The sequence below is a fragment of the Anoxybacillus andreesenii genome (assembly GCF_030813005.1).
Lineage (GTDB): Bacteria > Bacillota > Bacilli > Bacillales > Cytobacillaceae > Robertmurraya > Robertmurraya andreesenii.
This window is the reverse complement of sequence record NZ_JAUSTU010000008.1, coordinates 56,015-68,074: the sequence shown is the minus strand read 5'-3', so window position 1 is coordinate 68,074 and position 12,060 is coordinate 56,015. Positions and strand designations below refer to the sequence as shown.

The following is a 12,060-nucleotide window of genomic DNA, read 5'->3' as shown; positions in this document are numbered from 1 at the left end:
GGAGGAAATGGGAATGAAGGAATATCGACTATTATTTGTCATATTTGGTATATTCTTTTTCGTAATTGGCGGGTTTATAATATTTGTTGGGATCATGGCTAAATCTTCACCCGCACCAATGGCCTATTCATCGCTTTCAATGGGGGTCATGAGCTTTTGCATGAGCTATCTCTACCCTCAATTTAAAGAAAAGGATGAACGAATGAAGCTTATTCGAGAAAAAGGGATGTTCTTCTCCCTGATCGCTATGATGGTTTATTTTATCCTTTTTCTTACGGGCATTCAGTTTGAGGTTATCTCCTTAACGACGTTAGAATTGCTGAATATTTTAATAAGCTTGATGATCTGTACCGTTTTTCTATCATTTGTTGTCTATTCAAAAATTTATTAGGTAAGGTGTGTGAAATAGTTGGAAGGCTATATAATATTGGCTGTTACGATCATTGCATTATTCATTGCGTTAGGAATCACAAGAAAAGAAGGAAAAGAACATGGTGGTCTTTCCAAAAAGGGTATCTACAAACTGCTGGGATTGCTGGGAATTGTTTTTGTCTTCTTAGTAATTATCGTGTTTATGACGCCAGAAAGCTGGGTATAAGGTTTTTTACTTGGATGTATAAAGGGTTCGTGTGAGTATGATGACCGTTGAGGCAGAATGTATATCTCAACGGTCATCAAACTAGTAGAATGGTTCCTTTTAGAGCGGAAAAAGGTAGCCAGCGGTCATCAAACAGGCAGAATGATTCCCATCCGAGCGGAGAAAGGTAGCCAGTGGGAATCAAACAGGCAGAATGGTTCCCGTCCGAGCGGAGAAAGGTAGCCAGTGGGAATTAAACAGGCAGAATGGTTCCCGTCCAGGCGGAGAAAGGTGTCTGGCAGGAATCAAACAAGCAGAATGATTCCCGTCCGAGCAGGAAAAGGAACCCGGCAGTCATCAAACAGGTAGAATGATTCCCGCTAGAGCGGAAAAAGTCTCCCAATGGTCATTAAACTATGGATATGCACCCTCAATCTATCATTTTTTAATGAAATGGGCGGTTCGACCATGACCTGTTAATTCATAATTCGCTTTCATTACTCTCCTGATCGTTTTTTTCGATACCATCGCCCCGCACCATTCATAAATCGCATTCGTGGTAAGTTTCCTTTCTGGAAAAAGTAATCTAAGTTCTTCGACACTACGTAATATTGCTGAATCTGCATTTTCCACAGCCGAACATATACTACATAGCAATTGGCCTCCATCGATCTTGGTCTCAATGGCTCTACACTTCCAACATATGATTCCTTTTTGCAACTGCTCATATTTGTAAGTGGGCAAACGGGTATAGGGTGACTTATCCTGATGCTCTGCTAGAATCTTTTTAGCTAGCTGCAACTGATTTTCCATCAATTGAGGTTTACCTAGCGAAAGCCCCTTCATAAAGCGTTTAAGCTGGGACGGGAAAATAATCATTTCATCTCGTGGGGCTTTGTATAAGGTGAACTCGGGATTAATGAATACTAGGAAGGCCTTAGTAATGTGGGATAGCTGGTAGGGTTGAAGGAATCTTCGGAGGAGTGTCTCATTGCGTTTTAGTTGAATTAAGGGGCTCTGTATTTCTGTTCCTGAGCATAAATACCACTTATCACCCTCAATGTAGTAATCTCCCTCGTAATTTTTGATTTCAAATAAGTAAATCGTATCGTGAGAAATTACCAAAGAATCAATTTGAAAAAAGGTATTATGCTTTGCGAGCAATAAATCATTCATAATCAAATATTCATTACCCAGCTGCTCAAGTAGACCATCAAATTCTGATTCCCCCTCAAACCCTCTTACTAAATTAATAAACTGCTGTTTATCTTTACTGTCTAATTTCATTCGGGCATCCAAATAATAATAAGTTCTTAATTCATCTGATTCCAAACGAGGTTTTAGAAACATACCTTCCTTCCTTTCTAGTAAAATAGGTCATTTCCATCATATATCCAATCCCTAATATTTACAATAATGGAGTCTGCCTATGATAAAATGAAAGAAAAAGGAGGGGACATAGATGGCTACGATTGATTTACAAAAGAAAAGTGTCAAAATCGTGTTAGAAAAGAAGCAGATTACCCATGTAAAAGCAAGAGTGGGATTGGTTTTAGATATCACAGGATCGATGAGAACCTTGTATAAAAATGGGACGGTTCAAAGGGTGGTGGAGCGGATTTTGGCGGTAGCTTCACAATTTGATGATGATGGCTTGCTAGATGTGTGGGTGTATGATAATGAGTTTTCGCGATTGAAGCCTGTTAGCGAGAGGGATTTTGAAGGCTATGTGAATCGAATTATTCTTGAGAATGACTTAATACATAAATTTGGCAGAAACGATGAACCTCCTGTTATGAAGGATGTTCTAAAAAAATATATGCAAGAGGATGATAGTCAAGACCCAGCTTTTGTTGTCTTTATTAATGATGGAGGCTGCAAAAAAACGATAAAATCCATTATCGAAGCATCCGCCACAAAACCATTATTTTGGCAATTTGTTGGGATAGGCAACGGAAATTTCGAATTTTTACAGAAGATAGATACACTAGAAGGGCGCTTTGTCGACAATGCAAATTTTATTCATATCGAGGATATTGATGCAATTTCAGATGAACAGCTTTATGATGCCCTCCTAAATGAATTTCCTAGCTGGCTAAAGGAAGCAAAAGAGAAGGGGGTTATTAAAGAGTTAGCTCCCCAAAAAGAGGTGGCAACGCCAATCAAGCAATCTACCAAAAAAGAGGTGCCAACGCCAACCAGACAAGCTTCCAAAATCGAAGAGTCAGCGCCAACCAAGCAAGCCCCAGCAGAGATTGAAAGCAAGCCCAAAAAAGGGTTCTTAAGTAGGCTGTTTGGGAAATAGATAGGTTTTAAAGGTATCTTTTTTGCTTCACTGTATTAAAGCGTGGTAAGATGTTCTCAATAATCCTAAAAATAAGGGAGGACAACCATGTCGATTGAAAGTGTAAAAGCTCATTTTAAAAAATGGAATCGTGAGAATGATGTGATGGAGTTTGAGCAATCGAGCGCAACGGTTGAAATGGCAGCAGAGACGATTGGCGTGATACCAGCAAGAATTGCAAAAACCTTATCCTTTCGGGGAGAGGGAGACAAGGCGATCTTAGTAGTGGCTGCAGGGGATGCCAAAATTGACAATAAGAAGTTCCGCCAAACCTTTGGATTTAAAGCACGCATGCTCTCTCCAGATGAAGTGCTTGAACAAACCGGCCATGTGATAGGTGGTGTTTGTCCTTTTGGGCTGGCAAATGAATTGGAAGTGTATCTTGACGTTTCGATGAAGCGCTTCAACACTCTTTTTCCAGCCTGTGGGAGCACGAATTCTGCGATTGAACTCACCTGCGATGAAATGAAGGAATATTCCTATGCGAAGGATTGGGTTGATGTTTGCAAGGGATGGAATGAGGAACAAGAGCTGATCCTTTCCCAAGAGGTAAGTGGATAGGAAAAAAGCCTTTGTAGCAGTTCATGATCATTTGGGATCATAGCCTTGACAAATTAACCTATTAGAAAAAGGAGAATAACTATAGGCGCTCTCTATAGTTATTCTCCTTTTTTATCCTAATTGGATAAGGAGCTCGTTTTCATCAAAGGTTGAGAATGTCATTCCCTGCATACTATCAACTAGATGGTGAACATAGATTAGTTCAGACGACTGCTTGAGTATCGTCATCGACTCTTGATCAAGCTGGATTTTCAATCGATCTCTTTCAAAAATAATGGTCGCTTGAGGAATGGTGAGTTCATCAAGTGTACGGATGATTCGTTGAAGCACACGAAATAATTGAATTTCTATTCTATCTGGAAATCGTTGCAGCTGGCCCTGAAATGCGATCTTTACTCTTATAATATTCTCCTTTGATAGATTGCTGTAAAAAGCTCTGATGGACCCGGCTGGTCCAAGGTCGGCTAAACAAGTCGGAAATAAAAAGGTGGAGGTTTGCCGGAGTTGTTTTAATTGCTCATTTGCTGTGCTTTTCAACGTCTTCATATAGTCCTTTGTTGAATTTGAAATGGGCTCCCCCTCAAGTGCTCGAATCAGTAATAATAAGCTATAAAGCAATTGTTCGAGAGAATCTAAATTTTTCTCGGATAGATATCTTCTTATTTCTTCATACGTCTCTAGCAAATTTTCTATAACTAAATTCTTGTGCTTGATAACTTCCATCAACTGTTTGTTTTCAGCGATAGTTTGATCTAGCAGGTCTTGATTTTGAAGAGTTGCATTGTTTGTACTTTCCTTCATTAGGACTCTGCCACCGCCTTTTCTTCCAATTATCCATTGCTTGACTACAAAAAAAAATAGGGGAAATCCCTATTTTTTTGATTGAACTCCCTATATTCAAGCTCTTGGTATATGGACGGTTATCGTTGTCCCCTCATTTATGTATGAATCTATGTTTGCAGAGCCCCCAAGACCCTCTGCACGCTCTCTTATGCTAAATAATCCAATTCCTTTTCGGGCGGAATTTCTTAAGTAATCCTCGACGGCAAACCCCTTGCCATTATCGCTAATATCTAACCGAACCTCGTCATTGTCTACCTCAATTTTCACTTCAATTTGACTAGGTTCAGCATATTTAGCAGAATTCGTTAATGCCTCCTGACAAATGCGATAGAGGGCGGTTTCAATTTCGGATTCTAATCTTCCCACAACTCCAGTTATCTCAAATTTCACAGGGATTTGATGGATTTGTTGATAGGATTCTAAATAGGATCTAAGTGTGGGAACAAATCCAAGATCATCCAAGCTGCTAGGTCTGAGAGAATGAGCGATTTCTTTAACTTCCTTCATTGCGTTTTCTGTAATCATGCGAATAGTGGAAAAAATCGGTTCCCTTTTATCCTCAGATTTCTCTCGTTGGAGGGTATTTAGAGTGATTAAGATACTATATAGGGATTGTCCAATTCCATCATGAAGCTCTCTAGAGACTCGCTTTCTTTCTTCTTCATGCGCTTCAAATATTTGCCGCGACATATTTTTTTCAATTTCATTAAGTTTTTTTTCGGCTTCTTCCCGTTTATTATCCGCAGCTTCCTTACTAGAAATGATCTGTAGAATATGCGGATAAAAAACGGAGCGATATAAATAAAGATAACCGCCTGCTTTGAAAACATGGCCAATCAGATTTTCAATGTCATATACCTGCCGATAAAGGGTGAAGAACAATTCTCCCACCATAATCAAGAAGATTCCGAATAAGAAACGGAGGGAATCAATGTCAGGCTTCTTTTGATAAATTCTAAAGAGAACAATAAAGGTCGTTAGGTTAATAATTGTAATGATGTATTCAAGAGTGATTTTCAGAGAGGTAATACCGGTCCCCTCAATGAATAAAATAGGAAGTCTCTGAGGTGCAAAATAGATGATGCTGGAACAAATACATAGAAAAAGAAGGGCAAGGGCAATGCCAACCTTCGTATTCTTACCAACAAGCTTATTAGGCTTCAAAATAAATAGGGCCACCCCAATGCTCTCTGTAGCTCTTGCACTGATCCAAAACCAGGTGGCACGTGCTACAGAGAAATCATCATTATGATAAGGCATTCCTTTATAGGTAAGGGTATGGAATAAGTCGAAGCAGCCCACAACCAAAAAGACGAGTCCAAGAAAAAAATAAGTAGGATGGACGGAAAATGTGACCCTCGCTTGTACAAAAATGGATAAAGAAACAAAAACACTAAATAGCTCTAATAGTGTATGGATGAATAGGTAACTTGAATTAGGAATATGAATGGCAGAGTTGATGACTGAAAGACGAAAGAGAAACAGCAATAGCAACGCAATGACCGCTACCACAATGTATTGAACTTCTTTCCTTTTTATGGAAGTAGCCATTTTGTTCACCTCTCATTCATTCAAAATCTAAATATCCATTTTTCATCGCGAATTTTACTAAGTCCACACGGGTTTTTAAGTCGAGCTTGTCCATAATTTTGGATTTATGTGCCTCGATCGTTTTGATAGATAGATATAGGATTTCGGCAATTTCTTTGTTTGTATATCCTTTTGCGAGATAGGAAAGGATCTCCTGTTCTCTTCCACTCAGCTTTGCATGGTTGTCTTCAACCGCTGCATTCGACCTTTTCATATAATCCTCGAGTAAAAGTCTAGTAGCATCAGGATATAAGTAGGCTTCACCTCGATGCACAGTCCGGATTGCATCCACTAAATCGTCCTCGTTATAGCTTTTTAACAGGTAGCTTGAAGCTCCTGCTTGAAGAACGCGATACAGGTATTCTTTATTTTCATGCATCGTTAAAATGATAATCTTTATGTCTTGATTCGCTTCTGTGATTTGCTTCGTGGCGACAAGACCGCTTTTCTTAGGCATATTCAAATCCATCACGACAACATCAGGCTTCAGATCCAACGCCTTAATAACGGCTACTTCTCCATTTTCTGCCTCATCGATAACGGACATATCTGATTGACTATTGATAATATGCTTTAACCCTGATCTTACAATACTATGATCATCTGCTAACAAAACAGTAATCAAAACAACCCCTCCATGATAGAACTTTGGCACTATTATACTAGAAACATGGTGAAAGAGGTTGGAAAATTCTGTGGACAAATCAAAATAATTGAAATTCGAGCTAATGGAATTGTTTTAATAGGTCTTCCGAGGAAATGATGGGAATCGTACAGGCGATTGCCTCTTTCGGGGTTTTCCAACTTATAAAATAGGGTTTTCCCCGATAGTGATAGTTTCTAATCATTGTCATAATGTCAATGGAAGCAGTTAAATGTTCATAAAATTGTCAAATGCAAAGAGTATTTCTGTGATAGGGGGAGAATGATGATGATAAAGGATCCTAAATTATTTCAAGATCAGACAATCATTATTCAAATGATTTCTACAGGAGCACCTGTAAAGAAAGTCTTATCTTATATCGTATCTAGTATCGAGAAGCATTGCTCCATACATGCTCATGGAATGATCATGCTTTACAATCGAAAGAAAAATGTATTGGAGCAGTCAGTGGGGTCTTCCATAGTACAAATTTATTCGGGAATGATCGAGCCTCTCCAGATAGGTCCTTATGAGGGGGCAAACGGAACGGCTGCTTTTCGGAAGGAATCAATCATCATCCCAGATATTGAAAGTGATATTCTTTTCAATAAATACAGAGATCACGCTGCTCAGGTAGGATTCCGTTCATGCTATTCCTCCCCTATTTTGTCATCGAGAAAAGAGTTATTGGGAACCTTTACCCTTTATTTTCAGGAGATTTATCAGCCTTCATCAGAGCTGATGGAGATGGTTGAATTCTTTAAACAGTTGGCTACAATTGCAATTGAGTTTTCATTATCTCAAAAGAAGGAAATCCCCCTGCAAGACTATTCTCATGATGATCAGGACGGGAAACAGTTGCAAGGGTCGGCAGTTCATCCGTTGCTATCAGAACTAAAAAAGGCACTGGAAAGATCAGAATTTGAGCTCTATTATCAGCCCTACTATGGGTTAAGGAAAGAAATGATTGGGTTGGAGGCTCTTATTCGTTGGAATCACCCAACTGATGGGGTGCTGTCACCCGCTTCATTTTTGAGTATCGCTGAGGAAACGGGCTTCATTCTTGAAATGGAGAATTGGGTGTTAGCCCAATCCATTAAACAGATTAAAGAGCTGCACAACAGCGGAATGGAGAACTTAAGGCTGTCTGTTAATATATCAGCCCAGCAACTTGCAAAGGAAGATTTTCCTGATCGAATCGAGAAGCTTCTTCAGGAGCTGTCTTTTTCTCCCGATAAGCTTACCCTCGAAATAACAGAAAGGTTTCTCATTAAGAAGTATACAATCGGAGTGTTGAACCGTTTAAAGAACTTAGGAATCCGTATTTCTATTGATGATTTTGGTGTATCCTATTCCTCACTCCAGTATATAAGGGATCTATCAGTGGATGAATTAAAGATTGACAGGAGTTTTATATCAAGCATAGAGAAGGATGTAAATAGCCAAAAAATTGTTGAAATGCTGATTATGCTTGGGCATCAGCTTAATCTCAATATAGTTGCTGAAGGAGTAGAAAAGGAAACCCAGCTGGATTTACTTAGAAGGATGAATTGTCATTCTGTCCAAGGCTTTCTTTTTAGTAAACCATTGCCGATTGAGAATTTTATGGGTCAGAAATGTAGGCAGCAAATCATTTAAGAGCGAAACCGTAGCCATTAGCTACGGTTTTCTAACGCTCTTTTCTTCTTTAGAAGCTGTTGGAATTCCTTTTCGAGCTCTTCGGTTGGCTCGATGCTGAGACGACTAAGCACCTCAGAAATTTTGGTTTCTATAAGGAGTTTCTCGTCCTCGGCTGAATTGCGTTCAATGGCAGGCGTATAATTTTTATACTCATTGTAGGTGCCCTCAAATAGGTGAATCCTTTCATCCTCAATGATTAGGATTCGCGTTGCGATATTGCTAATAAATCGTCGGTCATGGGAGACAAAGAGGATTGTTCCCGAATACTCCAGTAGCAAGGATTCCAATGCTTCGACCGCCTCAATATCAAGGAAATTTGTCGGCTCATCAAGGATGAGGGTATTGATGTCGCTTACGAAGAGCTTAGCCAAGGCAACCTTGACCCGTTCGCCACCGCTTAATACTCCTACCTTTTTATAGACATCCTCACGGAAAAAATGAAGCCTGGCCAACACAATTCGAATAAAGGTTTCCGTTTGCTTTGATGTCTCTTGGACATTTTCCAATATTGATTTACTAGTATTAAGTTGATCAATCGTTTGACTGAAATAGCCAAACTTCATCGCAGGGGAGAGTGTAATGCCTTCCGTTTGATGGATGATTTTCTTCAAGAGCGTTGTTTTGCCGCTACCATTTGGGCCGATAATCGCAAGCTTATCCCCACCCCGAACGAGGAAGCTCACCTTAGACCATAGGGTCCGTTGACCAACGTGGCCTTCAATCTTTTCGGCACGAAGGACGATTTTCCCTTTAAATGTTTCTTCGTTCGGTAAGTCCATTTGCAGAGCAGGGGTGTCCCTGATCTTTTCCACCTTCTCTAGCTTTTCGATTCTTGTTTCGATGGCCTTAACTGTTTTCTGTAGCTTCTTTTGCTTCTTGGCAAAATAGGGCTTGGCACCGGTAATTCTTGCCTCTGAGGGGCTGACCTTCTTAGGGCTTTTCGTAGCTCTTGCTGCTTTCTTTTCCTTTAGGATGAGGGCCTCTTCGAGTTGTTTTTTCTTCTTTTCATATTTCTCGTAGGCTGCCTCATGGCTTTTTGTCTCTAGCTCCTTTTGCCTTACGTAATCGGAGTAATTACCGATATATTCCTTAATCCGACCATCCTGAAGCTCCCAAATCGTCGTACAAAGCGCATCCAAAAACTCCCGATCGTGTGAAACGATAAGAAGAGCCCCTTGCCAATTTCCTAGCTTTTTTTCGAGCCATTCGATATGTGCTGTATCAAGATGAGTAGTTGGCTCATCTGCCAGTAAAAGCTCTGGATTGCGGGTCAGTGCGTCGACAATATATTCCTGCGTAATTTCGCCGCCACTTTTCGTAGAATCCTTCTTTTTGAGCTGGGGGAGAAGCTCGCATATGCCGTACGTATGAATGGTTCCACTGTCACATGTCCGCTGCCCTGTCAGCACTTCTAATAATGATGTTTTGCCACTTCCGTTCTTGCCCACTAAGCCAATTCGTGCTCCGCTGTGGATTTGCAGCCGCTCCAAATCAAATAATAAGCGGTCCTTTATATAGAGCTTTACGTTTTGTGCATCTAACAATAGCATCCTATCATCTCCATTTTATTAAGGGTTGGAGACATAAAAAGCCTCCTATCTACATTCAGAATAGGAGGCTGCACATGTACAGCAAAAAAAGCCGACATTGATGGTGTCAACCATGATGAGTCCAATCCTATTCTGAAAACCGGATTGAAGACAGCCTAAATAAACAGAGCACGTGCCTGTTCAGGAATGGTCTTCAATTCGTTGCTTTCGAAAAATAGGATTAGAACTTCATGTGATTGGGTCACCCTTCCGTATTTTATTATTTTTAACATATAGGACTTCGGTTCATCTGTCAATGGGAAGCTGTACCTTTTCAACAAGGTCCGGGAAATCAATGAGTGGATTGCGATTTCCTTGAATGTGAAAGATTGCTTGGTTTCGGTGTTTTTCATAAAGGGTGACCGGGAAACGTTTATGCCACTCGATCAGCAAGGGAATATCGATTTGCTTCAAAAACCCTCTCTTAATCGCTCTTGGGTACCGAATGAGAAAGTACATCATCGCTCTTGCAACCGTTCCTTTTCCATGCTCAGGCTCAAACCTGCCGCTTGTCGCTACTCCACAACGATTTTGAATCGGTTCGTAGGGGGATTCAGGTACATAAAAGTTAAAATCATCATAAGGAAAATTAGATCGAACCGTATTGCATTCCGGCTGACAAACAAAGAGATGGTGCAAATCTCCCTTCATTGGCTCCCTAGAACTATACCATGATTGCGGAACAATATGCTCGGTGTTATATTTCAGCTCACTGTCAATGTGGATCATTTTTTCAGCAAGTCGTTCTGCATGCTTTTCATGGTGAAGAAGATATTGGAACTCACTATGTTTTTTCTTTATTGTTTCAAAGTCTTCCTGGATCATATTTTTTGGATCACGATGCTCACCAGAGTAAATGCTTTTGACCGAACCATCTGGATGCAAATCAACCCAGGTGTAAAGGTATTGATCCTTGCTAATATAGTAGGGATACTGGTGCCGGTGTGTCCGCTTAATCAGTTGGTGGATGCTATGAAAAAGCTGTCTGCCAGTGGCATTGTCAAATTTTATCGTTTTGTAGTAACGATCGATATCCTTTAAATCCCGTTTCGCATTGTAATACAGCTGTAAATTCAGGCGGATTTTTTCGCGATTAATTTGAAGTACCGCCAATGGCTCATTGATGTTGCTTTTAAAGGATTGCTCAAGTTCCTGTATGTAATTCTTTAGCGTGGTATGATGTTCTTCTTTCAAAATCTCTTCACCTCTAGTGCTTGCTTTTCCCCTTTTGAGAGCTTTCCTTTGTGATTGATAGTACAGCAATCGTGCTTAAGATGCAGGCAGTTCCAAACCATTCGGGTAATCCAAAGGATACATGAAGCCATATGACTGAGCAAAGAACGGCAGATAACGGTTCAACGCAAGCTAATAAACTTGTTTCAGATGCATGTAAATATTTCAAACTCTCTAAATAGCAGTAGAACGGGACGACCGTTCCTAACAGAATAATGAAAATAAGAGCTAGATAGGCTGAAAAGGACCACTCTCCTTCAAATTTCCAGGGAGGGTGGACAAAGGTAAAGCCAACTCCGCCAATGAACATTCCCCAGCCGACGACAATCATCGAGCCCCAGCGCGCAAGAAGCTTTCCTGGCTGCAGGGTATAAAAGGCAAGAGCAAACGCACTTGAAAGCCCCCAGAAAAGAGCCCATCCGGAGATAGAAAGACTTTTTATGCTTCCTTGTGTGACAAGGAAAAAGGTCCCGAGAACTGCGAGAACAACAGCAATCATTTCCTTAAGGGTTGGCAATCGTTTCGCTTTAAATGCAAGAAAGCTAGTCACTAGAATCGGTGATAAATACTGTAGCACTGTGGCTGTTGCTGCATTTCCGTGGGCAATGGCGGCAAAATAGGTATATTGGACAGCCAGCATTCCGAGGATTCCAAAAAGAACGAGGCCTATGCTTTCATACTTATTTTTCCATATGTCCCAGATCCTTTGTTTTTCTTTTCTATATGCAAAGGTTAGTAAAATGACTCCTGCGGTCAATAGCCGTACGACAACTAACCATTCTGGACTAAATCCCTGTTGATGAAACAAGAATTGGGCAACGGTCCCAGATACTCCCCATAATAATGCAGCTATCAGTACTAAAACAAACCCCTTCGTTCGAGGAATGGCTGCGATTGTACTCCCACTATTCATGCTTTTACCTCACAAGTTTTTTTATCTATTAATCTAGAATTAATCATAATACAACCGGAAGAGGAAAGAAATGAACAATTGCGAAAA

13 protein-coding genes are annotated in these 12,060 nt (G+C 40.3%); 6 read left to right on the top strand and 7 right to left on the bottom strand.

The genetic code is table 11. The features are described from left to right. Positions 1 to 13: 13 nt before the first annotated feature. The 3 genes from J2S07_RS09945 to J2S07_RS09935 are packed head-to-tail and all read left to right on the top strand — an operon-like array spanning position 14 to position 820. Positions 14 to 391: a permease gene (locus J2S07_RS09945; RefSeq protein ID WP_307150241.1), complete on the top strand. Its 378-nt coding sequence runs from the start codon at positions 14 to 16 to the stop codon at positions 389 to 391. Between the two features lie 18 nt (positions 392 to 409). Continuing rightward, on the top strand, positions 410 to 598 hold the full coding sequence (locus J2S07_RS09940) for a hypothetical protein (protein WP_307150240.1): 189 nt from the start codon (positions 410 to 412) through the stop codon (positions 596 to 598). Between the two features lie 57 nt (positions 599 to 655). Next, complete coding sequence (locus J2S07_RS09935; protein ID WP_307150239.1) at positions 656 to 820, top strand: hypothetical protein; 165 nt, start codon at positions 656 to 658, stop codon at positions 818 to 820. A gap of 195 nt (positions 821 to 1,015) precedes the next feature. Here J2S07_RS09935 and J2S07_RS09930 read toward each other — a convergent pair whose 3' ends face one another. Then, the gene (locus tag J2S07_RS09930) at positions 1,016 to 1,864 is read right to left on the bottom strand and encodes a nuclease-related domain-containing protein (protein WP_307150238.1); all 849 of its coding nucleotides are present in this window, start codon (positions 1,862 to 1,864) and stop codon (positions 1,016 to 1,018) included. Positions 1,865 to 2,039: 175 nt separating this feature from the next. Between J2S07_RS09930 and J2S07_RS09925 the strand changes: the two genes are divergently transcribed. After that, the gene (locus tag J2S07_RS09925) at positions 2,040 to 2,882 is read left to right on the top strand and encodes a vWA domain-containing protein (RefSeq protein WP_370872813.1); all 843 of its coding nucleotides are present in this window, start codon (positions 2,040 to 2,042) and stop codon (positions 2,880 to 2,882) included. A gap of 87 nt (positions 2,883 to 2,969) precedes the next feature. Beyond that, positions 2,970 to 3,482 (top strand): YbaK/EbsC family protein, encoded by a 513-nt coding sequence (locus J2S07_RS09920; protein WP_307150237.1) that lies wholly within the window; start codon positions 2,970 to 2,972, stop codon positions 3,480 to 3,482. Positions 3,483 to 3,593: 111 nt separating this feature from the next. On the opposite strand, the gene J2S07_RS09915 is transcribed toward J2S07_RS09920, so the two are convergent. The 3 genes from J2S07_RS09915 to J2S07_RS09905 all read right to left on the bottom strand — a co-directional run bounded on the left by J2S07_RS09915 (position 3,594) and on the right by J2S07_RS09905 (position 6,540). Beyond that, positions 3,594 to 4,283 carry a sensor histidine kinase gene (locus tag J2S07_RS09915; RefSeq protein WP_307150236.1) on the bottom strand — a complete coding sequence of 230 codons (690 nt, stop codon included), beginning with the start codon at positions 4,281 to 4,283 and terminating at the stop codon, positions 3,594 to 3,596. Between the two features lie 96 nt (positions 4,284 to 4,379). After that, on the bottom strand, positions 4,380 to 5,876 hold the full coding sequence (locus tag J2S07_RS09910; protein ID WP_307150235.1) for a sensor histidine kinase: 1,497 nt from the start codon (positions 5,874 to 5,876) through the stop codon (positions 4,380 to 4,382). 16 nt (positions 5,877 to 5,892) lie between these two features. Next, positions 5,893 to 6,540, bottom strand: coding sequence for a response regulator (locus J2S07_RS09905; RefSeq protein WP_307150234.1), 648 nt, complete (start codon positions 6,538 to 6,540; stop codon positions 5,893 to 5,895). A 303-nt stretch (positions 6,541 to 6,843) separates the two neighbouring features. Here J2S07_RS09905 and J2S07_RS09900 point away from each other — a divergent pair, with 303 nt between their 5' ends. Beyond that, positions 6,844 to 8,196: a sensor domain-containing phosphodiesterase gene (locus J2S07_RS09900; protein ID WP_307150233.1), complete on the top strand. Its 1,353-nt coding sequence runs from the start codon at positions 6,844 to 6,846 to the stop codon at positions 8,194 to 8,196. Between the two features lie 17 nt (positions 8,197 to 8,213). Here the strand turns inward: J2S07_RS09900 and J2S07_RS09895 are convergent, their stop codons facing one another. The 3 genes from J2S07_RS09895 to J2S07_RS09885 form a co-directional block, all read right to left on the bottom strand. After that, positions 8,214 to 9,788, bottom strand: a complete 1,575-nt coding sequence (locus tag J2S07_RS09895) for a Vga family ABC-F type ribosomal protection protein (RefSeq protein WP_307150232.1) — start codon at positions 9,786 to 9,788, stop codon at positions 8,214 to 8,216. Positions 9,789 to 10,073: 285 nt separating this feature from the next. Then, positions 10,074 to 11,021 (bottom strand): endonuclease I family protein, encoded by a 948-nt coding sequence (locus tag J2S07_RS09890; RefSeq protein ID WP_307150231.1) that lies wholly within the window; start codon positions 11,019 to 11,021, stop codon positions 10,074 to 10,076. A gap of 13 nt (positions 11,022 to 11,034) precedes the next feature. Further along, on the bottom strand, positions 11,035 to 11,973 hold the full coding sequence (locus J2S07_RS09885; RefSeq protein WP_307150230.1) for an EamA family transporter: 939 nt from the start codon (positions 11,971 to 11,973) through the stop codon (positions 11,035 to 11,037). Positions 11,974 to 12,060: the final 87 nt, after the last annotated feature.

Bases quoted from the DNA above. Each gene is read 5' to 3' on its own strand.
- J2S07_RS09945 (WP_307150241.1), top strand. From the start codon at position 14: ATGAAGGAATATCGACTATTATTTGTCATATTTGGTATATTCTTTTTC.
- J2S07_RS09935 (WP_307150239.1), top strand. From the start codon at position 656: ATGTATATCTCAACGGTCATCAAACTAGTAGAATGGTTCCTTTTAGAG.
- J2S07_RS09930 (WP_307150238.1), bottom strand. From the start codon at position 1,864: ATGAAATTAGACAGTAAAGATAAACAGCAGTTTATTAATTTAGTAAGA.
- J2S07_RS09925 (WP_370872813.1), top strand. From the start codon at position 2,040: ATGGCTACGATTGATTTACAAAAGAAAAGTGTCAAAATCGTGTTAGAA.
- J2S07_RS09920 (WP_307150237.1), top strand. From the start codon at position 2,970: ATGTCGATTGAAAGTGTAAAAGCTCATTTTAAAAAATGGAATCGTGAG.
- J2S07_RS09915 (WP_307150236.1), bottom strand. From the start codon at position 4,283: ATGAAGGAAAGTACAAACAATGCAACTCTTCAAAATCAAGACCTGCTA.
- J2S07_RS09910 (WP_307150235.1), bottom strand. From the start codon at position 5,876: ATGGCTACTTCCATAAAAAGGAAAGAAGTTCAATACATTGTGGTAGCG.
- J2S07_RS09900 (WP_307150233.1), top strand. From the start codon at position 6,844: ATGATGATAAAGGATCCTAAATTATTTCAAGATCAGACAATCATTATT.
- J2S07_RS09895 (WP_307150232.1), bottom strand. From the start codon at position 9,788: ATGCTATTGTTAGATGCACAAAACGTAAAGCTCTATATAAAGGACCGC.
- J2S07_RS09885 (WP_307150230.1), bottom strand. From the start codon at position 11,973: ATGAATAGTGGGAGTACAATCGCAGCCATTCCTCGAACGAAGGGGTTT.